25 protein-coding genes are annotated in these 25,361 nt (G+C 32.7%); 16 read left to right on the top strand and 9 right to left on the bottom strand.

The window, feature by feature from the left end:
• Positions 1 to 96: 96 nt before the first annotated feature.
• Complete coding sequence (locus tag ACN0TY_RS12575; RefSeq protein ID WP_417444784.1) at positions 97 to 651, bottom strand: hypothetical protein; 555 nt, start codon at positions 649 to 651, stop codon at positions 97 to 99.
• Between the two features lie 90 nt (positions 652 to 741).
• On the opposite strand from ACN0TY_RS12575, the gene ACN0TY_RS12570 reads away from it, so the two are divergent.
• Entirely contained in the window at positions 742 to 1,209 is a 468-nt protein-coding gene (locus ACN0TY_RS12570) for a heme-binding domain-containing protein (RefSeq protein ID WP_236959218.1), read from the top strand.
• On the opposite strand, the gene ACN0TY_RS12565 is transcribed toward ACN0TY_RS12570, so the two are convergent.
• Positions 1,178 to 1,867, bottom strand: coding sequence for an SIR2 family NAD-dependent protein deacylase (locus ACN0TY_RS12565; RefSeq protein WP_417444783.1), 690 nt, complete (start codon positions 1,865 to 1,867; stop codon positions 1,178 to 1,180). The two genes, ACN0TY_RS12570 and ACN0TY_RS12565, sit on opposite strands and share 32 nt — an antisense overlap.
• 108 nt (positions 1,868 to 1,975) lie before the next feature.
• On the opposite strand from ACN0TY_RS12565, the gene ACN0TY_RS12560 reads away from it, so the two are divergent.
• The 3 genes from ACN0TY_RS12560 (at position 1,976) to ACN0TY_RS12550 (ending at position 3,852) form a co-directional block, all read left to right on the top strand.
• Positions 1,976 to 2,617, top strand: coding sequence for a TrmH family RNA methyltransferase (locus tag ACN0TY_RS12560; RefSeq protein ID WP_417444782.1), 642 nt, complete (start codon positions 1,976 to 1,978; stop codon positions 2,615 to 2,617).
• A gap of 69 nt (positions 2,618 to 2,686) precedes the next feature.
• A complete protein-coding gene (locus ACN0TY_RS12555; RefSeq protein ID WP_417444781.1) occupies positions 2,687 to 3,217 on the top strand; it encodes an SRPBCC family protein in 531 nt (176 codons plus the stop codon).
• Positions 3,218 to 3,354: 137 nt separating this feature from the next.
• Positions 3,355 to 3,852, top strand: coding sequence for a hypothetical protein (locus ACN0TY_RS12550; RefSeq protein WP_417444780.1), 498 nt, complete (start codon positions 3,355 to 3,357; stop codon positions 3,850 to 3,852).
• A 41-nt stretch (positions 3,853 to 3,893) separates the two neighbouring features.
• Here the strand turns inward: ACN0TY_RS12550 and ACN0TY_RS12545 are convergent, their stop codons facing one another.
• The 4 genes from ACN0TY_RS12545 to ACN0TY_RS12530 form a co-directional block, all read right to left on the bottom strand.
• On the bottom strand, positions 3,894 to 4,658 hold the full coding sequence (locus ACN0TY_RS12545) for a carboxypeptidase-like regulatory domain-containing protein (protein ID WP_417444779.1): 765 nt from the start codon (positions 4,656 to 4,658) through the stop codon (positions 3,894 to 3,896).
• Between the two features lie 176 nt (positions 4,659 to 4,834).
• Entirely contained in the window at positions 4,835 to 6,640 is a 1,806-nt protein-coding gene (locus ACN0TY_RS12540; protein ID WP_417444778.1) for a DEAD/DEAH box helicase, read from the bottom strand.
• Positions 6,641 to 6,945: 305 nt separating this feature from the next.
• The gene (locus ACN0TY_RS12535; RefSeq protein WP_417444777.1) at positions 6,946 to 7,437 is read right to left on the bottom strand and encodes a GNAT family N-acetyltransferase; all 492 of its coding nucleotides are present in this window, start codon (positions 7,435 to 7,437) and stop codon (positions 6,946 to 6,948) included.
• 30 nt (positions 7,438 to 7,467) lie between these two features.
• Entirely contained in the window at positions 7,468 to 8,037 is a 570-nt protein-coding gene (locus ACN0TY_RS12530) for a non-canonical purine NTP diphosphatase (RefSeq protein ID WP_417444776.1), read from the bottom strand.
• An 87-nt stretch (positions 8,038 to 8,124) separates the two neighbouring features.
• On the opposite strand from ACN0TY_RS12530, the gene ACN0TY_RS12525 reads away from it, so the two are divergent.
• A complete protein-coding gene (locus ACN0TY_RS12525; RefSeq protein WP_417444775.1) occupies positions 8,125 to 9,201 on the top strand; it encodes a BamA/TamA family outer membrane protein in 1,077 nt (358 codons plus the stop codon).
• A gap of 129 nt (positions 9,202 to 9,330) precedes the next feature.
• On the opposite strand, the gene rlmH is transcribed toward ACN0TY_RS12525, so the two are convergent.
• Positions 9,331 to 9,804, bottom strand: a complete 474-nt coding sequence (gene rlmH / locus ACN0TY_RS12520) for a 23S rRNA (pseudouridine(1915)-N(3))-methyltransferase RlmH (protein ID WP_417444774.1) — start codon at positions 9,802 to 9,804, stop codon at positions 9,331 to 9,333.
• Between the two features lie 86 nt (positions 9,805 to 9,890).
• Here rlmH and ACN0TY_RS12515 point away from each other — a divergent pair, with 86 nt between their 5' ends.
• The 5 genes from ACN0TY_RS12515 (at position 9,891) to priA (ending at position 15,888) form a co-directional block, all read left to right on the top strand.
• Positions 9,891 to 10,931 (top strand): hypothetical protein, encoded by a 1,041-nt coding sequence (locus ACN0TY_RS12515; protein ID WP_417444773.1) that lies wholly within the window; start codon positions 9,891 to 9,893, stop codon positions 10,929 to 10,931.
• An 81-nt stretch (positions 10,932 to 11,012) separates the two neighbouring features.
• Positions 11,013 to 11,870, top strand: coding sequence for a carboxylating nicotinate-nucleotide diphosphorylase (nadC, locus tag ACN0TY_RS12510; protein WP_417444772.1), 858 nt, complete (start codon positions 11,013 to 11,015; stop codon positions 11,868 to 11,870).
• Position 11,871: 1 nt separating this feature from the next.
• Positions 11,872 to 12,813, top strand: a complete 942-nt coding sequence (locus ACN0TY_RS12505) for a YihY/virulence factor BrkB family protein (protein ID WP_236959230.1) — start codon at positions 11,872 to 11,874, stop codon at positions 12,811 to 12,813.
• Positions 12,814 to 12,826: 13 nt separating this feature from the next.
• A complete protein-coding gene (locus ACN0TY_RS12500; RefSeq protein WP_417444843.1) occupies positions 12,827 to 13,258 on the top strand; it encodes a DUF2147 domain-containing protein in 432 nt (143 codons plus the stop codon).
• 164 nt (positions 13,259 to 13,422) lie between these two features.
• A complete protein-coding gene (priA, locus tag ACN0TY_RS12495; RefSeq protein ID WP_417444771.1) occupies positions 13,423 to 15,888 on the top strand; it encodes a replication restart helicase PriA in 2,466 nt (821 codons plus the stop codon).
• 45 nt (positions 15,889 to 15,933) lie between these two features.
• Here the strand turns inward: priA and ACN0TY_RS12490 are convergent, their stop codons facing one another.
• On the bottom strand, positions 15,934 to 16,632 hold the full coding sequence (locus tag ACN0TY_RS12490; protein ID WP_417444770.1) for a LytR/AlgR family response regulator transcription factor: 699 nt from the start codon (positions 16,630 to 16,632) through the stop codon (positions 15,934 to 15,936).
• Between the two features lie 213 nt (positions 16,633 to 16,845).
• Here ACN0TY_RS12490 and rpsF point away from each other — a divergent pair, with 213 nt between their 5' ends.
• The 6 genes from rpsF to hisS all read left to right on the top strand — a co-directional run bounded on the left by rpsF (position 16,846) and on the right by hisS (position 23,274).
• A complete protein-coding gene (gene rpsF / locus ACN0TY_RS12485; protein ID WP_236959234.1) occupies positions 16,846 to 17,184 on the top strand; it encodes a 30S ribosomal protein S6 in 339 nt (112 codons plus the stop codon).
• A 4-nt stretch (positions 17,185 to 17,188) separates the two neighbouring features.
• Positions 17,189 to 17,485: a 30S ribosomal protein S18 gene (rpsR, locus tag ACN0TY_RS12480; RefSeq protein ID WP_202027488.1), complete on the top strand. Its 297-nt coding sequence runs from the start codon at positions 17,189 to 17,191 to the stop codon at positions 17,483 to 17,485.
• Between the two features lie 12 nt (positions 17,486 to 17,497).
• Positions 17,498 to 17,953: a 50S ribosomal protein L9 gene (gene rplI / locus ACN0TY_RS12475; protein ID WP_236959235.1), complete on the top strand. Its 456-nt coding sequence runs from the start codon at positions 17,498 to 17,500 to the stop codon at positions 17,951 to 17,953.
• Between the two features lie 109 nt (positions 17,954 to 18,062).
• Positions 18,063 to 21,233: a TonB-dependent receptor gene (locus tag ACN0TY_RS12470; RefSeq protein WP_417444769.1), complete on the top strand. Its 3,171-nt coding sequence runs from the start codon at positions 18,063 to 18,065 to the stop codon at positions 21,231 to 21,233.
• A 116-nt stretch (positions 21,234 to 21,349) separates the two neighbouring features.
• Positions 21,350 to 21,823: a DUF6495 family protein gene (locus ACN0TY_RS12465; RefSeq protein WP_417444768.1), complete on the top strand. Its 474-nt coding sequence runs from the start codon at positions 21,350 to 21,352 to the stop codon at positions 21,821 to 21,823.
• 74 nt (positions 21,824 to 21,897) lie between these two features.
• Positions 21,898 to 23,274, top strand: coding sequence for a histidine--tRNA ligase (gene hisS, locus ACN0TY_RS12460; RefSeq protein WP_417444767.1), 1,377 nt, complete (start codon positions 21,898 to 21,900; stop codon positions 23,272 to 23,274).
• On the opposite strand, the gene ACN0TY_RS12455 is transcribed toward hisS, so the two are convergent.
• Positions 23,267 to 24,862, bottom strand: coding sequence for a DUF6377 domain-containing protein (locus ACN0TY_RS12455; RefSeq protein WP_417444766.1), 1,596 nt, complete (start codon positions 24,860 to 24,862; stop codon positions 23,267 to 23,269). The two genes, hisS and ACN0TY_RS12455, sit on opposite strands and share 8 nt — an antisense overlap.
• Positions 24,863 to 25,361 lie beyond the last annotated feature (499 nt).

The raw sequence follows: 25,361 nt of genomic DNA, 5'->3' as shown, positions 1-25,361 counted from the left end.
TTAAAAGGGTCAACTATTTTAGGTAAAACTTATTAAGTTAAGAGCGTTAATAAGTTAAAGATTTAAAAACTTGATGAAATCTAGCGCTTTTTGACATTATATTTTATTTAGAATGTGCCTAGCTCGCGCTTTATATGCTGAAGAATGGTTGGGCATATCTTTTAAAAGAATAGGTTTCAACTCTGGATAAATCCAATCGTATTTTTTTCCTAGAAAATATAAATTTCTCATAGCGTATGCTTTGGTTGCTACTTTTGCATCAGAAATGAGCCAATCGAAGTTGGTTTCTGTAAGTTGCTCTAAGATCGGATTTGTTAAATGAGAAATAGTTTCTTTATTTTTCTTCTGAAAGTACGATTCGCATAAAAGCTCACAAATTTTCGCCATAGGTCTAATAGAAGAATCATTGGTTAGCGTAGGTAAGTTCTTTATAAAATATTTAAGCTGAGGAAAAAGTATATCCAATTCACTTTTACAAACAAATTCAGTAACCCAACATGCTTTATGAGAAAGCTCTTTATTTTCGGCAAAGCATAAATCCAATAATTCAGGAAAAATTGCTTTGTTTTGAAGGACCATATTAGCAACCTTTATACGGTTTTCTCTATAGCCGCTTACATAAGAAAGTTGATGTTCTAAAGTCGGATTCAATATTTATTCATTAAATTTAGCTTTATAAAGATACTAACATACCTACTTTATTTCTTATTTGGAAGTATTGTTTTTTCAAAAAAATAGAAAATGATTAAAAAAATTCTAACCCTGTTAATTATAATATTAATTGTAATGCAATTTTTTCCTCCTGCGGAAAACAAATCTGATACTACGCCGCCTACAGACTTATTATTGGTAGAATCAGTTCCAGAACCTGTTGAAGCAGTATTGGTAAATACGTGTTACGATTGTCATTCTAACAGTACAAATTACCCTTGGTATGCAGGAATAGAGCCAGTTTCTTATTGGTTGGCGGGTCATATTAATGACGGAAAGAAGCATTTAGATTTCTCTCAATGGGATTTATACGCTCCTAAGAAAAAGGCGCATAAGCTTGAAGAAGTAGCGGAAGCTGTTACAGAAGGTTGGATGCCTTTAGACTCCTATAAATGGTTGCATAAAGACGCTAACTTAACAGAAGCAGAAAGTAAAGCTGTAGCCGATTGGGCAAATATGCTTCGTCTTAAGTACGAGACAAAAGAGAAACCGCAATAGGAACACCAACGGTTGCTTTTTCAGCAATTATTTCAAGTCCTGTCATAATTTTATTAGACATGGTGGGCTTCGGATCTATAAAATAAACAGGAATTTTAGATTTCTTATAATTTAATAGGCCTGCAGCTGGATACACTTGCATAGAAGTTCCAACAATCATAATAATATCTGCTTTGCTAACCTCTTCAATAGCGGCGTCTATTAATGGAACAGCCTCACCAAACCATACAATGTGCGGTCTTATTTGATGGTTATGTTCGCAAAAATCGCCTATGTTGATATCCTTAGTCCAATCGAAAACTAGATCTTCATCAAATGAACTTCGAGCTTTTAGGAGCTCTCCATGTAAGTGAATCACATTTTTACTTCCCGCTCTTTCATGGAGGTCGTCTACATTTTGGGTTATAATAGTTACGTTATAATCTTTTTCTAATTCAGCTAAAGCAAAATGAGCTTCATTAGGTTTCGCTTCCAAGAGTTGTCTTCTTCGCTGGTTATAAAAATCGAGAACGAGTTCCATATTATTTCTCCAACCTTGTATAGAAGCAACTTTCATTACATCATGACCTTCCCAAAGTCCATCTGCATCTCTAAATGTTTTAAGTCCACTTTCTGCACTAACTCCAGCTCCGGTAAGAACAACAATACTCTTCTTCATTTTATTTTTTAGTTGAAGTTATTGTTTTCTATGCAAACCACCAAGCTAAGAAAGGTTGAAAGCTGATAATGAAAGATTTTTTAAATTTACTAACTATAAACAAAGTGAATGTCATTAGATTTATTAGAATATTTAGAGGGTTTTATTACTGAAGAACGAAAACAACGATTTTTGGAAGTGCTGGCAAAACGTACCAATCATTTTACCGTAGCGATTGAAGATGTGTATCAATTGCATAACACAAGTGCGGTTATTAGAAGTTGCGATATCTTTGGTGTTCAGCATGTACATATTATAGAGAAGGAATATGGAGAACGATTGGATAAGAATATAGCTATGGGTTCCCAAAAGTGGGTAGATGTTTCTAAATATAAAAGTGCCTCTAGCTGCGTGAATACTCTACGGGAAAAGGGTTATCAAATTATTGCGACAACACCACATGAAGATGCCTCGGTATTGGCGGGTTTTGATATAAATAAGAAATCAGCTTTTTTCTTCGGAACAGAAAAAAGTGGACTAACCGATGAAATAATGAAGCAAGCAGATGGTTTTTTAAAAATCCCGATGTACGGTTTTACAGAGAGTTTGAATATCTCTGTTTCGGCTGCAATTATTCTTCAACAGCTTACCTCTAAGTTGCGATCTTCAGAAATTCTATGGAAATTATCAGAAGAAGAAATTTTAGAAAAGCGTATTGATTGGACTAAAAAATCAATAAAAAGTATCGAAGATGTGTTAAAAAGATGCTAACTTATTTACTATGCGTTAGAAATTATCACTATCTTTTTGTCAGGTTTATGAATGATAAAATTTGTAAATATGATTTTTACAATTATGTACATACTTGGCGGTGTTATACTTTTGGTAACTTTTTTAGGGTTAATAGCACCGAAATCTTATAATGTGAGTAGAAATATCCAGATAAGAAAACCACTTCCAGAAGTTTTTACCTATATAAAGTATTTAAAAAATCAAGATGATTGGTCTCCGTGGACAAAGAAAGATCCTAAAATGATAAAAAGCTATAAAGGTATTGACGGAACCGTTGGTGCAGTTTGTTCATGGAAGGGGAATAGTGATGTGGGCGAGGGGACACAAGAGTTGTTGGAAATAGTTCCGAACGATTATATACAAACAGAATTACGATTTATAAAGCCTTTTAAATCTAACTCCAAAGCTTTTATAAAAGTAGAAAAGGTATTGCCAGAAGTTACAACGGTAGTTTGGGGCTTTTATGGCGATTATAAATTTCCTAAAAATATTTTTATGATTTTTTATAATATGGATAAGGCTATTGGAGATGACTTTGCTCAAGGATTGCAAGATCTAAAAGAGCTCTTGGAAAGTTAATATAGGTTTATGATTATTCATAATACCAAGTAGTTACGGGTTATTCTGTGTGTGCAGAAGTCTTAATTTATAGAATATAATAATTTGTGTATAGGATAATGAGAACGATTTTCAAACTTTTATTTTTAATGTTTTTGATGTCATTCTTATCTATGAATGGTCAAGAGGAGCAGATGTCTCCAAATTTTATATTTCAGCAAAAAAATATAGAACAGGAATATATTGGAGTGGGGTATTATAAGTATTACAATAATGCCTTGTCCATGAGGAGTGGTAATTATAAGGTTACATTAAATGCAGGAATTGTAGAGCAAGGGCTTTATGATGGATCTAGTTTAGGAGGGCTGCCAATACTTCAAAATTATGTTGGAGTAGAAGCAGAATATTCTTTAAATAGATGGATTGCTATGTACGTTAATGGTCAATATGTAGACGCTCCATTTTATAATGCTAGATCTGAAATTACCGATATTTATATGAATCCATTATTTGCACAAAGTGGCTATAATATGGGATTTCGTGGTGAAGTTAATACAATGAAATTCGATTTAGGTGTAGGTTCACTAAATGACACTCAATATAATATATCTGCTCCTAAGGCTAGATTAAATATGAAAGTGTTAATAGGGTTTTAGAAGACTAATTTAAAAAGCAAAACACATACGAAACTTAGTTACTAGTTACGTCTATTTAGTACTTTATATTCTTCGTAGCAATTACTAATAGCATCAAGAATTTGTAGATCGTTTGCTGTTTCTATAAAACTATCAGAATAATTACAATTGATAAGGATTTCTTTAATTTCTTGTTTGTCTACTTGAAGGAGTGCCATAAGTGTTTCTCTATCAAATTTTGAAGACAAAAGATTCCGAATTTTATCATCTTCTTGCATTTTACGAAGCTTTTTCATCTGTTGGGGTTTCTTTCCGAAGAGGTTATGGAGAAAATCTGCGGGATTAAAAATAGAACCCAATACTTTAGAAAAGGCACCAGGATTTCCACTTCCACCTTCATAACCTATATTTAAACCAGAGATGCTATATCTAGCAGATTGATTGATAGGAATGTTCTTTGCGTCAATATCTAAATATCCTGTTAGTTGAAAAGGCCTTACAACTACTTCTTCTAAGGCAAATGCCAACTCTGTTAATCCAATTTTAGTATTTTGGAATTTAAGCATATCGTTAGTTACACGAACTTTTATAGCTTTAAAACCAATATAAGATAGGTATAATGTATCATTTACACGCGCAGGAATGGTAAAGTCACCAGCTTCATCAGTAATAGTTCCAATTACTTGATTAAGGTTTAATACATGCACATTATTAATGGGAGTATCATCACTAGTATTTACCACAATACCTTTAAGTTCTTCTCCGCTATTTTGCGAAAAGACTAGAGTAGTAGTAAATAGGGCAATTATAAATAATATTTTTTTCATTACTTCAAACATACTAAAAAGTAAGCTGATGTCTAAAGAATGTGATTGGTTTATATACATATATAGTAGGGATCACAGTAGACCAACAGTTTGTTAGATAGTTATTAATCGGTGCTAAAAGTAATAAACAAAAGAAAAAAATGCGCCATAAGGCGCATTTTTTAATTTATTATTAACTAAAATCTTTTTTTAGACCTTCTGTTTCCGCCGTTACTTCCGCCAGAACTATTTCCTTTACCGCCTTTTTTTCCGTAGCGTTTTTCTCCAAAACCGCTTCCAGAAGAATTGCTATCGCTTCTACGACTTCTTCTTCTGTCACCGCCTCCGCCAGATCTTCCGCGTCCTCCGCCAGATCTACCACGAGAATTCTCTCTAGAATTTTTAGATACTTCTACATTTACAAAGCGTCCATCTAATTTAAAATCGTTGAAGAATGCTAATATTGCATCTGTATGATTTGCATCTGTATTAAAGAAAGAAAAACTTTCTTTTACATCAACTTTAAATACATCATCCTGACCCAATTGAAGTTGTTCTTTAAGGAAATCCTTTAAAGTCATCCAATCGTAACCATCACGAGAACCTACATTTATAAAGTAACGTACTTTTCCGTCTCCAGAGTGAGATCTATCTCTTCCGTCACTTTCTCTTGAGTTTCCAGAAACATTAATATCGACTGCTTTTTTGTAGTAATCAGCAAAGCGTCCAAATTCAACAGAAACCATTTTCTTAATAAGTTCCTCTCTTTCGATACCTTCAAAAACATCATTAATAGCAGGTAAATAGTGTTCTACTTCCTTATTAACTTCTGTGTTTTTAATTTTGCTAGCTAGGTGATAAAGTTGAATTTCACAAATCTCTTCAGCACTAGGTACTTTTTTCAATTCGAATTTCTGTTGGATAATACGCTCGATTGCGCTTATCTTACGAGATTCACTTTTGGTAATAATTACCATAGAGATTCCCGATTTCCCAGCTCTACCTGTTCTACCACTACGGTGCGTATAGGTTTCTATTTCGTCTGGAAGTTGGTAATTTATTACGTGAGTAATATCATCAACATCAATACCACGAGCAGCAACATCTGTTGCAACAAGCATTTGTATTTGTTTGCTTCTGAAAGATTTCATTACCATATCACGTTGATTCTGACTCAAATCTCCGTGTAATGCACCTGCGCTGTATCCATCTTCAATTAGTTTCTCTGCAACCTTTTGTGTATCACGTTTAGTTCTACAGAAAATAACAGAAAATATATCTGGATTGGTATCAGCTAATCTTTTTAAAGCTAAATAACGATCTCTACCTCCTACAACATAATATTCATGTTGTACATTAGAAGTAGCGGCATTTTTAGCACCCACAGTAACTTCTTGTGGGCTTTTCATAAACTTTTTAGCTATTGTAGCAACTTCTCTTGGCATAGTAGCCGAAAAAAGCCATGTACTTTTCTCCTTTGGCGCATGTGAAAGAATCTCATTGATATCCTCATAGAATCCCATATTAAGCATTTCATCAGCCTCATCAAGTACACAGTACTCAATTTTAGAGATGTCTACCATATTACGGCTAATCATATCTTTCATTCTTCCAGGTGTAGCAACAACAATTTGTGCTCCTCTTTTCACCTGTCTCGCTTGGTCGGTGATGCTTGCACCACCATAAATAGCTACCACATTAAGAGATGGTAAATATTTTGAGTATAGTTTTAATTCATTAGCAATCTGTAAACAAAGTTCACGCGTAGGCGATAAAATAAGCCCTTGAGTAGTTTTACTGTTCACATCAATTTTCTGAATCATAGGAAACCCGAATGCAGCTGTTTTCCCAGTACCTGTCTGTGCCAATGCAACCATGTCGGTATCGTTGGCTAGTAGGACCGGAATAGCTTTCTCCTGTACTTCAGAAGGAGTTTCAAAGCCCATATCTGTGATGGCTTTAAGTAGCTGTTCGTTCAGTCCTAATTGTTCAAATTTGTTCATATATCTATTTAAAAATAAGGGCGCAAAGGTAGGCTTATTTATTGAGAATCTACTATTTATGGACTTAATTATTATTATTCCTTATTATTGATAATGAGGTTTTTAAGTCCTTGTCCCTTTTTCAAACGTTATGTGGATATTTTTTCACACCCTTTTTTGGTCTAATCAAAAGTAGAATAGTGTAATTTTTTATGCTTTTTGAACCTTATATTGAAAGAATTGGAGTTGCTTTTGGTTGATGCATTGTTAGTTAACTAAAATAATTTGATGTAAATCCCCTTTTATTCTTATTAATTTAAACTTATTTATATTTCTTTTTGATAGGTGACAACATCTAGAATTTTTCCAAATTTTTCACCTACATTTCTAAAATTGGCACATTCAAAATAGCCACATTTTCTAAATAAAGCAATACTAGCCGTATTTTCTCCGGTAATTATTCCTAGTAAATTTTTAATGCCATTTGCTTTTGCTTTTTCTTCGAGGAAATATAAAACCTTTTTACCAGCACCTTTTCCTTCAAATCCATTTTTAAGGTAAATTGTTACCTCCGCAGTACGGTCATAAGCTTGGCGTTTTTTAAAGTGTGTAGTAAAACAATATCCAGCTAATTCATTATCTGCATATATTAAGAAAGAGTGGTACAGATGATGATTAAAATAAAGTAACTCCTTTAATTCGTTTAAAGTTATAGGCTGTGTGTGGAAAGTGGCCGTAGAATTAGCAATGTACCAATCGTAAATTTCTTTAACTAAAGGAAGGTCTTCTTCTTGGATGTCTTTGTAGGAAAGTTCCATTTTTATATAATTTTATTACAAAGTTTTATATTAACTAAGGTAATCTATGAGTTGTTTTATAGCTTTTGCACGATGACTTACTTTATTTTTTTCTTCTGAAATTAACTCAGCAAAAGTGTTTTTATAGCCTTCAGGTTGAAAAATAGGATCATAACCAAAGCCATTATTCCCTTTTTTTGAAGTAGTAATAACGCCATTAATAATACCGTTAAAAATAATTTTTTCACGATCTGTGCGAAGGGCAATTACTGTTTTAAATCTTGCGGAACGGTCTTCTTTATCTTCAAGCTCTTTTAGTAGCTTGTTTATGTTATCGGTTGCATCTTTCTGCTCTCCGGCATAACGGGCAGAGTAGACGCCAGGCGCTCCATCTAAAGACTCTACTTCAAGTCCAGTATCGTCTGCAAAACAATTTAAATTGTAATTATCAAACACATGATTGGCCTTAATAGTGGCGTTCTCTTCAATTGTCTCTCCATATTCTTCAATCTCTTCAGTACAGCCAATATCATCTAAACTTAATAATTCTATGTCTGGAGGTAAAATTGATTTTACCTCTTTTAATTTATTTAAGTTGTGTGTTGCAAAAACTAATTTCATAAGTAATAAAGTTTTCTTTTTTCAAAAGTAATTTTTTGATTGTATATTAGTTAAATATTCCCCCGCTAATTTTAAAAAATATTATAGATGCGAAAGCTTGTGATTATTGCAGTCCTTATAATGGCTGGGAATTTTGTTTTTGGACAAAAGATCGAGAATGATTCTTTACAGACTGAAAAGGTTAAGAAAGATAAGCGAGTGGAACTAACGCTAATGCCTTATATAAGCTATAATAGAAATTTAGAGTTTATGATTGGGGTCATTCCTATGGCGATGTATCGAATAAATAAAAATGATACAATTTCTCAGAAATCAACTTCTGGACTTTCTGCGGTATATACTACAAATGGATCGTATTTTGTAGCTTTTTTTAATCGTTTTTTCTTTGCTGAAGATCGTTGGAGAGGAAAACTATTTGCTTTAACTGGAGATCATGTGTCTCAGTTTTATGATGATGATACAGAGTTTCCTGGTTTTTACGAGTACGCTACAAATACTACAGTAGTAAGTGTTGGAGCACAAAGACGAATAATTAAGCATTTATTTGGTGGGTTAACTTATACTTTTGCTGACTATGATACAACTTATGAGGATGACGTAGAAGAACCATCAGCGGTGCAAACTAATGCTTTGGAGTTAAATGTACTTTATGATACCCGAGACCAATATTATTATCCTATGCATGGAGAGAAAGCACAGATAAGATATATTTCCTTCCCGCAGTGGTTTGGGAACGATCAAGACGCTAATAAAGTGCTTCTAGAGTATAATAAATACTTCCCTATGAAAAATGGTAAGGATTTAATTGCAGCTAGATTTTCGGGTAAATTGGGAATTGGAGATATTGCTTTTGAGCAACAGGTAACTATAGGGAATAAAGATATTAGAGGATATTCTCAGGGTGAGTTTCGTGGAGACGGATTAATGGCAGTGCAAGGAGAGTATCGTTATAATTTTGGAAAAAAAATGGGGCTTGTAGGTTTTGCAGGGCTAGCCACTTTATATGGATCAGATGTAGAGGATAACAACTGGAAAATGTATCCTGGAGTTGGAGCTGGATATAGATATCAAGCCTTTAAAAAGGTGAAGTTTAATATAGGATTAGATGCTGCTGTAGGTAAAGACGATTGGGGGGTGTATTTTAGAATAGGAGAAGCTTTCTAGGAATTCACAACGCAGAATCATATCAAGAAGCAGTTTTGAGACAAAAGTTTGTTTGCCTCCAGTTTTTTATTTTTTTTCGCCTAAAGCCTAAAGCCTAAAGCCTAAAGCCTAAAGCCTAAAGCCTAAAGCCTATCTATGATGATAAGGTTCATTTCTTAAGATGGTGAATCCGCGGTAGAGTTGTTCGATAAAAAACAAGCGTATCATTTGATGGGAGAATGTCATTTTTGAAAGTGATATTTTTCCTTGTGATTTTTGGTAGACAGCATCAGAGAATCCATAAGGTCCTCCAATAACAAAAACTAGCTGTTTTACTCCACTATTCATATGTTTCTGTAAATACTCAGAAAATACTTCCGAAGAGAAATTTTTCCCATTTTCATCTAAAAGAATGAGAATATCTGTAGGATTAAGTTTTTTTAATATCAATTCTCCTTCTTTTTCCTTTTGTTGCGCTTCAGAAAGGTTTTTTGCATTTTTTATGTCTGGAATAATTTCAAAATCAAAATTCACATAAAAACCTAATCGTTTTATGTATTGACTAATAAGGGAGTTTAGTTCCTTCCCGTCTGTTTTTCCTACAGCAATAAGTTTGATATTCATGCTGCAAAATTATGAAATATTCTTTGATGCTATTTGTGTTTATTTTTTATGACTTATATTTAAAGAGTTTAAAATAGATTACATGTATGAGAAAACTTATACCTATACTATTGATATTAGTAATTATTACTTCTTCCTGTCAACCTTCAAAAAAAGAAAAGCAAATAGAAAAAACTAGATTCAATTATGTTGATTATAATACCTTAATTTATCAGGCGGAGCGGTTTATTTTAGATTCTAATTATACAAGTGCTTTAGATAAGTATAATGAGGCTTTTAGTATTGTAGATAAACCATTGGCTAAGCATTGTTTTACAGCAATACAAGTAAGTGCTAAAGTAGATGATGAAGAGGCTTTTAAGCGATTCTCAATAAAAGGATTTGAACGCGGTTTGTTGATAAAATATTACAAGCAGGATACTGTAATTAGCCGTTATTCACGAGAGAAGAAATTAAATACTACAATTGAGCAAAGTTTTGAAGAGGCTAATAAGCTATACAATGCTAGTATAAATAAGTTTTTGGCTGATACATTAATAGCTTTACAAGATTGGGATCAAAAATGGAAAAAGTATTATGTAGATTCTTTAAGTCGAGTAGATATTGAGAATAGTAAGTTTTATCATCAGAAGTATGATAGTATTGTAGGAACAATCGTGGAGGATTATTTAATACCAGTAATTAAAGAGTATGGATATCCTGGTGAACGTTTAGTTGGAGCTGAAGCTGTTGGTTATGGTGAAAATGATTCTTATAGGAGGTCTTATGTTAATAACAGCGCAAAAATTATTTTATTGCATTACTATGCTGATCCAAGAACTTGTGTTTACAATGAGCTTTTTCTGAGCGAAGTGAAGAAAGGAAACCTTTTGCCAGAACACTATGCTTCGATTATAGATTTTCAAGCAAAATATGGTAATGGAGAACATTGTAAAGTAGATTATTATAACGAGTGGTTTTATGATCCAGATACAACCAATATTAATCAAATTAATAATAAAAGGATGGAAATTGGATTATCTCCTTTTCAAGATCGCATAGAAAAGATGAAAAGAGGGCAAGACAAATGTAAGAGTATAAGGAGAGGGGATTATAATTTTGTAAAACTATTTGAATGGTGTGGTTAATTTTAAATAAATTGTAGTGTTTTTAAAGTAATTGTTATTAACGAGCTAGGATTTTAATAAATTAGCGCAAAACATTACGGAATGATTTCTGAAGAACAATTTCAAAAAGAGCTAGAGCTCATCATAATAAATGCCATCCGTGAAGATGTTGGAGATGGAGACCATAGTTCGCTGGCATGTATTCCTTCTGAAGCAAATGGGAAGGCTAAACTATTAGTAAAAGATAAAGGCATTATTGCTGGTGTAGAATTCGCAAAGCGAGTTTTTCATTATGTAGATCCTAATTTAAAAATAGAAACGCTTATTAATGACGGAGCTCATGTAAAAGAGGGTGACATTGTTTTTTATGTTGAAGGAAGTTCGCAATCTATTTTAAAAGCAGAACGCTTAGTGCTTAATGCTATGCAAAGAATGAGTGCTATTGCTACCAAAACGCAGAGTTATGTGAAGTTGTTGGAAGGTACAGGAACAAAAATTTTGGATACTCGAAAAACTACACCAGGAATTCGTGCGATTGAAAAATGGGCAGTAAAAATTGGAGGCGGAGAGAATCATAGGTTTGCATTGTATGATATGATTATGTTAAAAGATAATCATATAGATTTTGCTGGAGGTGTAACGGAAGCTATTTCGAAAACCAAGCAGTATTTAAAAGATACTCAAAAGAGTCTTAAGATAATTGTAGAAGCTAGAAACCTTAAAGAAGTAGAGGTTATTTTGGCTGCAGGAGGAGTTTTTAGAATCCTTTTGGATAACTTTAATTATGAAGATACCCGTAAAGCAGTGGCTTTAATTGGAGATAAATGTCTTACAGAATCATCAGGAGGAATTAATGAAAAAACCCTTCGTTTATATGCAGAATGTGGTGTAGATTATATATCTTCTGGTGCGCTAACACATTCCATTTATAATATGGATTTGAGTTTAAAAGCAGTATAATATGTCTGTAGAGATTGAGGAAAAGCTAGCTAAAATACCTGTAGTAAATTACCTTGTTAAATTACTTAAAAATGTAAAACTTCCAGGTTTTGAAGGGCTTTCTGTTTACGATCTCGCGGAAATGTATTTTGTAGGGATTGTAAAAGGAGCGCTAACTTATAGAGCGAGTGCAATATCTTTTAGTTTCTTTATGGCGCTATTTCCTTTCCTACTATTTATTTTAAATTTAATCCCGTATGTCCCTATAGAAGGTTTCCAGCAGGATTTTATTCATTTTATAGAGAGTTTATTGCCACCGCAAACGGCTAATTTTTTTGATTCTATTATTGAAGATATTGTAAGTAAACGTAGAGGTAGTTTACTGTCTTCTGTATTTATATTGTCGATTTTTTTAATGGCAAATGGAATCAATGCTATTTTTGGAGGGTTTGAGACTTCATATCATGAAGTGATTACAAGAAATGTTATAAAACAATATTTTGTAGCGGTAGGAGTAGCTTTACTAATGGCATTCTTGTTTTTAGCTACGGTAATCGGTTTTATTTTTTATGAAATTTATATTGTGCAATACCTGAGCGAATTGGCTGCCAAAACTAATGGCATGGATATTGAAAGAGGAGATATTATAGGAGTGCAGGTAGGTCGGTTTTTATTTTTTGTAATCATCACTTATTTAACCACTGCAATATTGTATTATTTTGGTACTTTAGAAGGGAGAGAAACAAAGTTTTTCTCACCAGGAGCGCTGTTAACGACCATTCTCATTGTAGTAACAACTTATTTATTTGGAATCTACATTGAAAATTTTTCACAGTATAACGAAATTTATGGGTCAATTGGAGCGTTACTTATTTTAATGCTTTATATTTGGATTAACTCCAATATCTTGCTTTTAGGCTTTGAGCTTAATGCATCATTGAGGAGTCTTAAACGTAACTTTTAAACTTAAAATTATGATGAATAAAAAAATCGTACTTGCTATTTCATTTTTATTTCTTGCTGGAATGTCAGCATACTCACAAAGTGTATTAGGACTATGGAAAACTATAGATGACGAAACAGGAAAAGAAAAGTCTGTTGTAGAAGTCTATGAAGAAAATGGAAAGGTCTATGGAAAAGTGATTGAGATTCTTAACAAAGATCGCGTAGATGTAGTTTGTGATAAATGTGAAGGAGATAAAAAAGATAAACCAGTTTTAGGAATGGTTATTATTGAAGGATTAGAGAAAGATGGTGATGAATATGAAGGAGGAACAATCTTAGATCCTGAAAAAGGAAAAGAGTATAAATGTAAAATTTGGGTTGACGAGGATGATGAAAATCAGCTTAATGTAAGAGGGTATATTGCCTTTTTGTTTAGAACTCAAGAGTGGACTAGAATCCATTAAAAAATACTTTGTTGCTTCTATATTTTTAAATGGAAGCTATTAGTAATATCTTAGCGTTAAAGGAGCTTTTTAAAGCTCTTTTAGCGCTAATTGTATATTTATGAAAAGCGACTAAAAGCTGCCGATAGCTAATTAATAAATCCAAATTAATAGATTCTGAAAAAATGCATTTTATAGATGTTATTCTACCCATACCACTAGAAAAGACATTTACATACGCTGTTTCTGAGCGAGAAGCTTCTTTTCTTCAGCCAGGGATGCGTGTTTCAGTTCCTTTTGGGAGGTCTAAGATTTATACGGGATTGGTGTATCGAGTTCATAATAAAGCTCCAGAGACATATAAGGCAAAAGAAATAGATCAGATTCTAGACAATGCTCCTATAATTACAGAGAGACAATTTAAACAATGGGAGTGGATTTCTTCTTATTATATGTGTAGTTTGGGAGAGGTTTTTAAAGCAGCTGTTCCTTCTGCTTTTCTGTTGGAAAGTGAGACACTTATTTTAAAAAATGAGAGTTTTAATCCCGAAACAGAGGAGTCTTTAAAGGATGATGAGTGGTTGGTTTACGAAGCGCTCCAGCATCAATCGATGTTAAAAGTACACGAAGTAAGCAGTATTATAGATAGAAAAAGTACGCTTTCTGTTTTAAAAAGATTGCTCGATAAGAATGTAATTAAGCTTAAAGAAGAGATTAATGATCAATACAAGCCTAAGCTTATTCGTTATATTAGGCTTCATGAAAGGTATACTTCTGATGATGAGTTAAATGGACTTTTAGAGCAGCTTTCTCGAGCGCCGAAACAAAGAGAGGTTATACTTACTTTTTTTACGATGGAAGCGGTGGCTGGAAAAGGAATTCAAGTTAAAGAATTAGAAGAGAAAAGCAATGCTTCATCTGCTACCATAAAAGCATTAGTCGATAAAGAAATATTAGAGGAGCATTTTATTCAGCAGGATAGAATACAATATGAAGGGGAAGAGGTTTCAGACTTAAAAGATTTAAATGAATATCAAACTTCAGCATTAAAAGAAATAGAAGAGCATTTTACTTCAGAAGGAGTTGTTTTATTGCATGGAGTTACTTCTTCAGGAAAAACAGAAGTTTATGTTAAGCTTATTGAAAGGATTATAGCGGAAGGGAAACAGGTTTTATATTTATTGCCAGAAATAGCACTTACTACACAGCTTATTAAACGTTTACAGGATTATTTTGGAGAAAAAGTGAGTGTGTATCATTCTAAATACTCTGTAAATGAACGGGTAGAAGCGTGGAATAATATCCTTAAGGGGGCTTCTAAGGCACAAATTGTTATTGGTGCAAGATCTGCCGTTCTATTGCCGTTTTCTAACTTAGGACTCGTTATTGTAGATGAAGAGCACGAAACATCTTTTAAACAATTCGATCCAGCGCCAAGATATCACGCAAGAGATACAGCTATAGTTTTAGCGGCTATCCATAAGGCAAAAACATTGCTAGGGACTGCTACTCCGAGTATTGAGAGTTATCATAATGCTAAGATTGGTAAATATAAACTGGTAGAGATTACCCGAAGATTTGGGAATGTAATGATGCCAGATATCGAACTCACAGATATAAAAGAGAAGCATCGGAAAAGAAAAATGACGGGGCATTTTTCAGATCGGTTATTAGAAGCTATTCAAGAAGCATTAGGGGAAAAGGAACAAGTTATAATTTTTCAAAACCGTAGAGGATTTGCACCTATTTTGGAGTGTAATACTTGCGGACACTCTCCTCAATGTCCTAATTGTGATGTGAGTTTAACATATCATCAATATAAAAAGCAATTAAGATGTCACTATTGTGGGTATGCTATGGCAATGCAATTGGCTTGCTTGGCATGTGGGAGTAGTGAGATAGATACCAAAGGCTTAGGGACGGAGCAAATAGAATTGGCATTGAAAGAGCTTTTTCCGAAGGCTAAGATTGGTCGTATGGATTCTGATACTACTCGCGGAAAACATGGTTATCAGAAAATAATTACCGCTTTTGAGCAGCTAGAAATAGATATTCTTGTGGGAACACAAATGCTTACCAAAGGATTAGACTTTAGAAATGTTAGTTTGGTGGGTGTTATGAATGCAGATACTTTATTAAATTTTCCTGATTTTAGAGCGCACGAAAGAAGCTTTCAGTTAATTCAGCAAGTTTCAGGTAGAGCAGGGCGTACAAAAAAGCGAGGTAAAGTAATAATTCAGACTTTTAATCCTTATCATCAGATATTACAGCAAGCCTCAATAAATAATTATGAGGAAATGTTTACAGATCAGATTAATGAAAGGCGACAATTTAGATATCCACCTTTTACAAGAATTATAAAACTAGTTTTTAAACATAAAGATTATAATAAGGTAAATGATGCGAGTAGTTGGTACGCAAAAGCATTGCATACAGTTTTTGATAATCATACTAAAACAGAAATATTAGGACCAGAGTTTCCGCCTGTTTCTAGAATTCGAAATGAGTATTTAAAAAATATTATAATTAAAGTTCCACACAATCAGTCTGTAAAGCAAACAAAAGATGCTATTAGAAGAATAGATAAGAGTTTTCAATCTATAGCAGCCTATAGAAGTGTGAGAATAATATATAATGTAGACGCTTATTAATGGTGAGAGTTAAATTTAAATAAGGGGATCTTTTTTAAATTTGGTTTAAGAGTTTGTACTGCTTAATGCTTCGGATAGCTCCGTCTTTTTGTTTCTACTAAGCGGAATTTGTTTTCCGTTAACTTCCACATTTTTACTATTAAACTTCTCTACTTTATCTAAATTAACAATATAAGACTTATGAATTCTTAAGAAGCGATCTTCAGGAAGTTCTTTTTCAAAAGATTTCATCGTAGAAAGAATAACAATGTTAGCATCATCCGTTACTAACTTTATATAATCCCCTAAAGCTTCCACCCAATTAATTTCATTTAAAAAGACTTTTCTCTTCTTAAGATTACTCTTTACAAAGATGTGATCATCATCTTCTTTAGATGCAACTTTTAATTTGAAGTTGTCTTGAGCTCTTTTTATAGAGGCCTCAAAACGTTCTTGAGTAATAGGTTTATGAAGGTAATCTGTTACATCGTAGTCAAATGCTTTAAGGGCATATTGTGCACTTCCGGTAATTAGTATAACTTGCGGTGGTTCGTTAAGAGCTTCTAGTAAGTCGAAACCATTAACAACAGGCATTTCAATATCTAAAAAGATAAGATCAATGTTTTGTTTTTTTAGACCATTCCTTGCTTCTATAGCATTACTGTATTCAGCAACTAAGTTGAGCATAGGGTGATTTTTTATCAATCTAGCAACAGACATTCTTTGAATGCTTGAGTCGTCTACAATAATGCAATTCATTTTCATTTTGACCTAATAGGTAAGTGGTTGGATATTTATGAAGTACAATTTTAGTGAAAAAAGTAAGGGTAAGCAAGTAAAATGTTGTGAAAAGGCACAGTTTTGTTGTCGAAAGGGGAAAAATAACCTTCTTTTGTCGAAATGTTGCAGATTAGCTTTTTTATTACGATAATTAATTCTACTTTTGCAGCCTTAAAAATTAACAATAATATTCACATTATGAATCATTACGAAACTGTTTTCATTCTTAATCCCGTTTTATCTGAGACTCAGATAAAGGAAACAGTTAAGAAGTTTGAAGATTTCTTAACCTCTAAAGGAGCAGAGTTTGTATCTAAAGAAGATTGGGGGCTAAAAAAATTAGCGTATCCTATTCAAAACAAGAAAAGTGGGTTTTACCATCTTTTTGAATTTAAAGTAGCTGGAGAGGTAATCGAAGGTTATGAATTAGAATTTAGACGTGACGAACGTGTTATGCGTTCTCTAACTGTAAGTTTAGATAAGCACGCTATTTCTTGGGCAGAAAGAAGAAGAACAAAACTTAAACAAAAAGCTTAGTATTATGTCATCTATAGAGCAACAAGCAAAAGGAAAAAAAGATGGAGAGATTAGATATCTTACTCCACTTAATATAGAAACTAATAAGACAAAGAAATATTGTCGTTTTAAAAAGTCAGGTATCAAGTATATCGATTACAAAGATCCAGACTTTTTATTAAAATTAGTAAATGAACAAGGTAAGATCTTACCAAGAAGGTTAACCGGAACATCATTAAAGTATCAAAGAAAAGTATCTGTAGCAATTAAAAGAGCTCGTCACTTAGCTTTAATGCCTTACGTAGCAGATTTATTAAAATAAAAGAAGGTAACCATGGAATTAATATTAAAGAAAGACGTAGATAATTTAGGTTTTAAAGATGATGTGGTAACTGTAAAAAATGGTTACGGACGTAATTTTTTAATCCCTCAAGGTCAAGCAGTCCTTGCTACAAGCTCAGCTAAGAAAGTATTAGCTGAAAATTTGAAGCAAAGAGCTTTCAAAGAGAAGAAAGTTATTGAGGATGCTCAAAAAGTTGCAGATCAACTTAAAGACATTCAGGTTAAGATAGTTGCTAAAGCTGGAGCAGGTAAGAAATTATTTGGTTCTGTTAGTAATATAGATTTATCTGAGGCTATTCAAAAAGAAGCTAGTCTTAATATAGATAAGAAATACATTAGCATCTTAGGAGGTAACGTAAAAGTTGCTGGTCCTTACGAAGCTACTATAAGATTACATAGAGAAGTAGTAGTTAATTTCCCTTTCGAAGTTACAGTAGAAGAGAAATAATTAAGAATTCTTTGTTAATAAAATGTTAAGGCCACTTGTTAAAGTGGCCTTTTTTGTTTGTAGTTTTGTCGCTACCGCCAACAAATCATAAACATTTAACTCATTAACAATGAAAAAATTACAGTTACTACTTAAGCTATTACTAGTAATGACAGTGGGAACACTTAGTTCCCAAGTAACAACCTCAAATATTAAAGGGGTTGTAACAGACTCACAAGGTGAGCCACTACCAGGTGCTAGCGTGGTAGCAGTTCATACACCTACAGGGACTAATTATGGTGGAGCAACCAATTTTGAAGGTCGCTTTAATCTTCTCAATCTTAGAGTGGGTGGTCCCTACAAATTAACAATCTCATATATTGGTTTTCAATCTCAAGAGGTTACTGGCGTATATTTAGATTTAGGACAGACCTCAGACTTTGAGATTAAATTGGTTGATGATAGTCAACAATTAGGAGAAGTTGTTGTTACAGGGGATAGTTCTGGTGCCTTTGATGCTGATATGACTGGTGCAGAGACGAGTGTAGGAAGAAGAGAGCTTACAAGACTGCCAACCATTTCTAGATCAGCTCAAGATTTTACAAGATTAGAGCCTACCTCAAGTAGTGATGGCTCTTTTGGCGGAAGAAACGATCAGTTTAATAATTTTTCTTTAGACGGAGCTGTTTTTAGCAATCCTTTCGGTTTGGATGCTGCTACTCCAGGAGGACAAACAGATTCACAACCTATTTCTTTAGATGCTATTGATCAAATTCAGGTATCTATTGCCCCTTATGATGTTACCCAATCTGGATTTACAGGAGCATCAGTTAATGCTGTAACTAAAAGTGGAACAAATAACTTTTATGGTACAGTATATGGTTTTTTCAGAAATGAAGATCTCACGGGAGGTAAGATTGAAGGAGAAAAGGTAATTAAGCCAAAATTAGAGCAAAACCAATATGGTATTAGTATCGGAGGACCAATTATTAAAAATAAGCTTTTCTTTTTCGCAAATTTTGAAAAAGATGAAAAAACAGATTTAGGTACCTATGGATTCATACCAAATACAGGTTCAGGCGCAGTAAATGAGTCACGAGTTACCGAAGGAGATTTAATGGATGTTAAAAATGCTTTAGCGGGACTTGGTTACGATACTGGAAGATATGAGGGGTTTACTTATGGAGCAGCTTCCACAAAAGGAATTATAAAAATTGATTGGAATATTGATGACAACAACCGACTAGCATTTATTTATAACTTTTTAGATGCTTACAAAGAGAAACCAGCACACCCAACTGCCATCGGAGTAAGAGGGCCAAGTGCTTCTACGTTACAATTTGAAAATTCTGGGTACCGTATTAATAATAATATTCAATCTTTTCAATTAGAATTAAATTCAAATATATCGGATAAAATTGTTAATAAACTACAATCAGGATATACCTACTTTAATGATTATAGAGATCCGTTATCTTCACCCGCACCTAGTATTTTAATAGAACAGAATGGTTCTAATTATATTGTTGCAGGCCATGAACCGTTTTCTATAAACAATACTCTAGATCAAAAAGTATTTCAAATTACTGATAATTTAAATATATTAATGGGAGATCATAATTTAACGTTAGGTTTCTCTGTTGAAAAATTTGAGTTTGAGAATAGTTTCAATTTAGGATTTTATGGAGGTACATTTGGATTTGAAATTGACGGTGATCCAGATACTCCTCCTCGTAATTTTGCTAGTGTTCAAGAGTTTCTAGCAAATTCGCAGCCAGGGGGACTTATAGATAACCTTATACAAGGAGCAGAAGGTACTTATAATGCTCTAAATGCAAGTGATGGATGGTCGTTGGCTGAAACTAATGTTGGTCAGTTTGCATTTTATGCTCAAGATGAATGGAATATTTCTGATGAATTTAAGTTAACTTATGGAGTTCGTTTTGATAAACCTTTATATTTTAATACAAAAGATAAAATCCAAGAGAATATTGATAGAAAAGGAACATATGTTCCAGATATTCCTTACTTCGATCCAGAAACAAAGGAAGAAGTAAAGCTTAATTCATTACAACTTCCAAACAACGACTTTCTAGTATCTCCTCGTTTAGGTTTTAATTGGGATGTTTTAGGAGACAGAAGCTTTAAGTTAAGAGGGGGAACTGGTATTTTTACAGGTAGATTCCCTTTTGTTTGGCTTGGTAATCAAGTACAGGGAGTAGACGTGTTTTTTTATCAAATTGTAGATGCTGATTTTAAATGGCCACAGGTATGGAGAAATAGCTTAGGTGCAGATTATAAATTTGAAAATGGTCTGGTTTTAACTACAGATCTTTCATATACAAAAGATATTAATGGAATCAATGTTCAGAATTGGGGGCTTAGTGACCCAAGTGAGAATTTAAATGCGCCAGGTGATAATCGTGCATATTATGCAGATTCTGATAAGGGAAACAATGCATATGTATTTACAAATAGTGATAAAGGTCGTGTTTGGAATGCTACTTTTAAAGCACAGAAATTCTTCAATAATGGGCTTTTTGCAAGTCTTGCATACAATTATTTAAATTCTAAAGATGTTAACTCAATTGAAGCTGAAATTACTGGAGATGCTTTCGATTTCAATCCAGTAGTTGGAGATGCCAATCAAGATGTATTATCTTTTTCTAAGTACGGAGATTCTCATCGTATTATTGGAGTTATTTCCAAGCAATTTAAATATGGACATGACAAATGGGCGACTACAATATCCGCTTTTGGAGAATATGCTCAAGGAGGAAGATTTAATTATACTTATGCTGGTAATATTAATAATGATAGTTCTTTTCAGAATAATGATCTTATTTATATTCCAACTTCAGAAGAAGTTCAGCAAATGCAATTTATTGGTAATCCAACAGAACAAGCTACTCAAGCTGCGGCATATGAAGCATACATCCAGCAGGACGACTATTTAAATGAAAACAGAGGGGACTACATGGAACGTTATGGCGCTTTAGCACCATGGAGAAGTAGATGGGATGTGAAAATATTGCAAGATTATAATTTTAAAGTTTCTGAAACAAAAACGAACACAATCCAATTTAGTATTGATATTTTAAATTTTGGTAATTTATTAAATTCTGATTGGGGAGTTATTCAGCAACCAAGAAATTTAAACCCGGTATCAGTAGTGTCTATAGATGCTAATAATGTTCCAACATATAGTTTTGATCCTACTTTAACAGAAACTTTTGGAGCATTTTCTGGAATTCAATCTAGATGGCAAGCTCAAATAGGATTACGCTATATCTTTAATTAAATTTTAAAGTACTTCTCTAAAAGGATAATTTCTTAAATTTTATTATAAAAGGCTATGCACTCCGCATAGCCTTTGTTATTTTTGCAAAATCTAAATTGAATCGTAAAAAAAATTAGGTGAAGTACAGAAGACTTACAAAGGAGCAGTTAGAAGAAATGCATCAAGAATTTATAAATTTCTTGGCAACACAGACTATAACTGTTGATGAATGGAACGATATAAAGAAAAATAAACCAGAGGTTGCTGAAGACGAAATTGATGTATTTAGTGATTTAATTTGGGAAGGCGTTTTAAGTAAAGTAGATTATTTGGAAAACATCTCTGCTACAGAAATGCATTTATTTTATTTGGGAGAAAAAGAAATGAGACTTATTGCTGTACGCGTACATCAACCAGGTGTAGATTTAACTACAAAAGAAGGATTTACTTGGTTTAAGAATAACTTTTTAACGGAAGCTGTTGAAATGATGATTGCAAATAAAGCATACTCTGATGACCGTAATAAGGATAAATTTGAGCTTATCGAAAAGGGAGCAGTTATTACAAAAGGAGAGTTATTTAATTATTTTGACGATATATTACCAAATTAATTTTAAGATGTGTGTTGGTGGTCTTTAGAATAATCTATTTCTAAAGTCATTAACTCAAACACAATACCAATATAATGGCACAAAAACCAAGCATAGCTAAAGGAACTAGAGATTTTACACCAGAAGAGGTTGTTAAACGTAACTATATAATCGATACCATAAAATCTCATTTTCAAACATTCGGATTTCTTCCAATAGAAACACCGAGTTTTGAGAATTCGGATACATTAATGGGGAAATATGGAGATGAAGGAGATCGACTTATTTTTAAGATCTTAAATTCAGGAGACTTCCTTTCTAAGGTTGACGATGCTTTGTACGAAAAGAAAGATGCAAATGCACTAACGGGAAAGATTTCCGAAAAGGCTTTGCGTTACGATCTTACAGTTCCGTTTGCTCGTTATGTGGTTATGCATCAAAATGAAATCGAATTGCCTTTTAAGCGTTATCAGGTTCAGCCAGTTTGGAGAGCAGATAGACCTCAAAAAGGGCGTTTTAGAGAGTTTTATCAATGTGATGCTGATGTTGTAGGTTCGAAGTCTTTATGGCAGGAAGTCGAGTTTGTGCAATTGTATGACGCCGTTTTTCATAGTTTAAAGCTGGAAGGCGTAACTATAAAAATGAATAACCGTAAAATACTTTCAGGAATTGCGGAAGTTATTGGTGCCAAAGATAAATTGATCGATTTTACAGTAGCTCTAGATAAGCTAGATAAAATTGGTGAAGATGGTGTGAAAAAAGAAATGTTGGAAAAAGGAATCAGCGAAGATGCTATTCAGAAAGTACAACCTTTATTTTCTTTTACAGGTAGTAACACCGATAAGCTAAATAGTTTACGCGCTCTTTTAGAAGCTTCAGAAGAAGGAATGAAAGGTGTAGATGAGTTGAGTTTTATAATAGATGCTGTTACTACTTTAGGGCTTAAAACAGCTAAATTAGATTTAGATGTAACATTAGCTCGTGGTTTAAATTATTATACTGGAGCCATTTTTGAAGTTGGAGCTCCTGCAGAAGTAAAAATGGGTTCTATTGGTGGTGGCGGTCGCTATGATGATCTTACCGGTATTTTTGGACTTAAAAATGTAAGTGGAGTAGGGATCTCTTTTGGATTAGATCGTATTTATTTGGTTTTAGAAGAATTAGGACTTTTCCCTGAAGAAGTCTCAGAAAGTACTAAAGTATTGTTCTTAAATTTTGGACAAAACGAAGCATTATACTGCCTAAAAGCACTTAAAAAACTTCGTGAAGCAGGTATCAAGTCAGAAATGTATCCTGATGATGCTAAAATGAAAAAGCAAATGAATTATGCTAATAAAAGAAATATTCCATTTGTAGTTTTAGCTGGTTCTAAGGAAATAGAAGGAGGTACTTTTACATTAAAAAATATGAATTCTGGAGAGCAGTTTGAAGTAACAACAGAAGAACTTATTGAGAGAGTAATTATTAAATAGTTTTAATTTCCATAATCTTATTCTCAAAGGAATCTTTGTAATTAGATTTACTTTTAATTCTTGTTTTGTAGGTGTAAATAGTTGCAACTGAAAGCTCAAGAAAATCGGCAATCTGGTTACTATCTTGGATTCCGAGTCTATATAAAGCAAAAAGGCGGAGCTCTGTATTTAGGAGCTCCGATTTTTTTAATATGTATTTATGCTCTTCTGGAAATAGCTGATTAAAATCTGTTATAAAAGTTGGAAATAGTTTTAGGAATATCTCATCGAAATTTTTAAAAAGGTCGTTCCGTTCTTTCTTTACACTATATCTATTTAGGACAGTTAGAATTTCATCTGTTTTTTTAGCGATTAGTTTCTGCCGAGTACTTTTCTGTAAGCGATCTATTTTTTTTATAAAACCTGAAGTGGCTTGAATAAAATAAGTAATGTACTCTTGTTTAATTGCATCTGCTTCTCTTAAATGCATATTTACTTTTTGTAATTCATCGTATGAAGCTATTAATTCTTTTTTTGATGTATTTCTTACTTTAAGCTGTTTGAAAATTATAAATAAGAAGACAATCACTATTATCACTAATACTCCTAAAAGAATTGCAATTTTACTTAATAAACTATTTTGTTGCTCAATTTTATGCATTTGAGCTTCTTCAATAATTGGAAGAATACTTGATATTTGAATTTTTCGGTGCCTTGCATTGTAAAAAGTAGCATCATCCATAGCTAGATGGATATACTTGTTTGCACTGTCCAAGTCATTAATTTCATAAAGTTCGTTGGCTAGATTACGTAAAGCTACCGTCTCTTTTGTTGCAGATTGAACATCAGAAATAGCTGCTAAAGCCAAATACTCAATTGCTTTTTCAGTATAACCGCGTTCCCCATAAATATAACCAAGACTAGAAGTTGCAATACCATAATACTTAGGGGTGAGGTCATAGTTGTTTATCCAATACTCAAAAGCAAACTCAGCGCCTTTAAAGTCTTGTTGTTTTAATCTCCTTAAACTCTCTGTTGTCCAATATTCATTAGTATTTTTATCAACATAACTTAAAGCCTTATTTATGTATTTATTACCTTTTTGAATATAGTTTATACTAAAGCGATGATCCTTGTTGTAATCTGCTAAATCGTAATATGTACGTGCTTTAACGGAGTAATAGTTAAATTTATTCTCTTTAGATAATAAGTCAGGATTAATATCATTTAATATGTCTATTGCTTCTTTAAATAATCCTGAAGAAAGTAAAATAAACCCTTCATTAATAGCAACTTCATTTATTAATTCTTCCTTTTCTAATTTTATAGCTTTTTGTTTTGCATTCTCTAAATAGTAGTATGCAGAATCATATTTAAAAGAGCGATATTCATTAAATAATAGAATATAAGATTGGTATAAACTGTAATCGCCTCCATTAACAATATTTTTTTGAAGCCCTTTTTTTAATATTTCTATCTTTTTGTATTTCTGCTGAATGTAGTATTCTTTATTGTCAAGCTCGTTTTCTAGTTTTTTTAAAATTTCTTCATGACCATTAGCAAAAATGCTAGCAGTAATAAAAAAAAGAAGAACCGAGAGGTATCGCATTTTAGTATTATAAAAAGGTTGGTTGATAATAGTAGGTATTTGTTATTTATAATTAAAAACTAGTTCATAGAGTGCTTCACTAACGCCAAAAAAATGATAACTGATTATTGCTTAGTATATTATTTAATTGTTCTTAACATAATTTATTGCGATTCCATTAATTACAAGCGACAATATATGAGTTTTTTAAAATATTGTGCAATATTAATTGCTGAATAATGAATTTTAAACACTAATTACTCTCGATTTAATCTTGATTTTTAAACATTTAATTAAACATTATATTGCTGTAAATGAGTTGTTTGAGTGTTTTTTAAAACTAAATAAATCTTGATTTTTATTATATATTTTTCTAACGGTTTTTCTTGGACTTAGTTTTGAAACAGCTTGAAGAAAAGTTGAGAAGAATGGGGTTTTCTAATAAATTACCTTGAACATTAAAAACGATTTAATTAAATAGTTAGCTTTAAACCAATGTATTAAGTTTTTATGGAAAGCC

The organism is Joostella sp., from assembly GCF_048266025.1.
Lineage (GTDB): Bacteria > Bacteroidota > Bacteroidia > Flavobacteriales > Flavobacteriaceae > Galbibacter > Galbibacter atrarenae.
This window is presented reverse-complemented; position numbering and strand designations above follow the sequence as displayed.

Coding starts and splice junctions, on each gene's coding strand:
- ACN0TY_RS12525 (WP_417444775.1), top strand. CDS start 8,125: ATGCGAAAGCTTGTGATTATTGCAGTCCTTATAATGGCTGGGAATTTT.
- ACN0TY_RS12555 (WP_417444781.1), top strand. CDS start 2,687: ATGATTTTTACAATTATGTACATACTTGGCGGTGTTATACTTTTGGTA.
- priA (WP_417444771.1), top strand. CDS start 13,423: ATGCATTTTATAGATGTTATTCTACCCATACCACTAGAAAAGACATTT.
- ACN0TY_RS12560 (WP_417444782.1), top strand. CDS start 1,976: ATGTCATTAGATTTATTAGAATATTTAGAGGGTTTTATTACTGAAGAA.
- ACN0TY_RS12515 (WP_417444773.1), top strand. CDS start 9,891: ATGAGAAAACTTATACCTATACTATTGATATTAGTAATTATTACTTCT.
- ACN0TY_RS12455 (WP_417444766.1), bottom strand. CDS start 24,862: ATGCGATACCTCTCGGTTCTTCTTTTTTTTATTACTGCTAGCATTTTT.
- ACN0TY_RS12545 (WP_417444779.1), bottom strand. CDS start 4,658: ATGAAAAAAATATTATTTATAATTGCCCTATTTACTACTACTCTAGTC.
- ACN0TY_RS12505 (WP_236959230.1), top strand. CDS start 11,872: ATGTCTGTAGAGATTGAGGAAAAGCTAGCTAAAATACCTGTAGTAAAT.
- ACN0TY_RS12550 (WP_417444780.1), top strand. CDS start 3,355: ATGTCATTCTTATCTATGAATGGTCAAGAGGAGCAGATGTCTCCAAAT.
- ACN0TY_RS12540 (WP_417444778.1), bottom strand. CDS start 6,640: ATGAACAAATTTGAACAATTAGGACTGAACGAACAGCTACTTAAAGCC.
- rplI (WP_236959235.1), top strand. CDS start 17,498: ATGGAATTAATATTAAAGAAAGACGTAGATAATTTAGGTTTTAAAGAT.
- ACN0TY_RS12570 (WP_236959218.1), top strand. CDS start 742: ATGATTAAAAAAATTCTAACCCTGTTAATTATAATATTAATTGTAATG.
- hisS (WP_417444767.1), top strand. CDS start 21,898: ATGGCACAAAAACCAAGCATAGCTAAAGGAACTAGAGATTTTACACCA.
- ACN0TY_RS12535 (WP_417444777.1), bottom strand. CDS start 7,437: ATGGAACTTTCCTACAAAGACATCCAAGAAGAAGACCTTCCTTTAGTT.
- rlmH (WP_417444774.1), bottom strand. CDS start 9,804: ATGAATATCAAACTTATTGCTGTAGGAAAAACAGACGGGAAGGAACTA.
- rpsR (WP_202027488.1), top strand. CDS start 17,189: ATGTCATCTATAGAGCAACAAGCAAAAGGAAAAAAAGATGGAGAGATT.
- ACN0TY_RS12500 (WP_417444843.1), top strand. CDS start 12,827: ATGAATAAAAAAATCGTACTTGCTATTTCATTTTTATTTCTTGCTGGA.
- ACN0TY_RS12530 (WP_417444776.1), bottom strand. CDS start 8,037: ATGAAATTAGTTTTTGCAACACACAACTTAAATAAATTAAAAGAGGTA.
- nadC (WP_417444772.1), top strand. CDS start 11,013: ATGATTTCTGAAGAACAATTTCAAAAAGAGCTAGAGCTCATCATAATA.
- ACN0TY_RS12565 (WP_417444783.1), bottom strand. CDS start 1,867: ATGAAGAAGAGTATTGTTGTTCTTACCGGAGCTGGAGTTAGTGCAGAA.
- ACN0TY_RS12490 (WP_417444770.1), bottom strand. CDS start 16,632: ATGAAAATGAATTGCATTATTGTAGACGACTCAAGCATTCAAAGAATG.
- rpsF (WP_236959234.1), top strand. CDS start 16,846: ATGAATCATTACGAAACTGTTTTCATTCTTAATCCCGTTTTATCTGAG.
- ACN0TY_RS12470 (WP_417444769.1), top strand. CDS start 18,063: ATGAAAAAATTACAGTTACTACTTAAGCTATTACTAGTAATGACAGTG.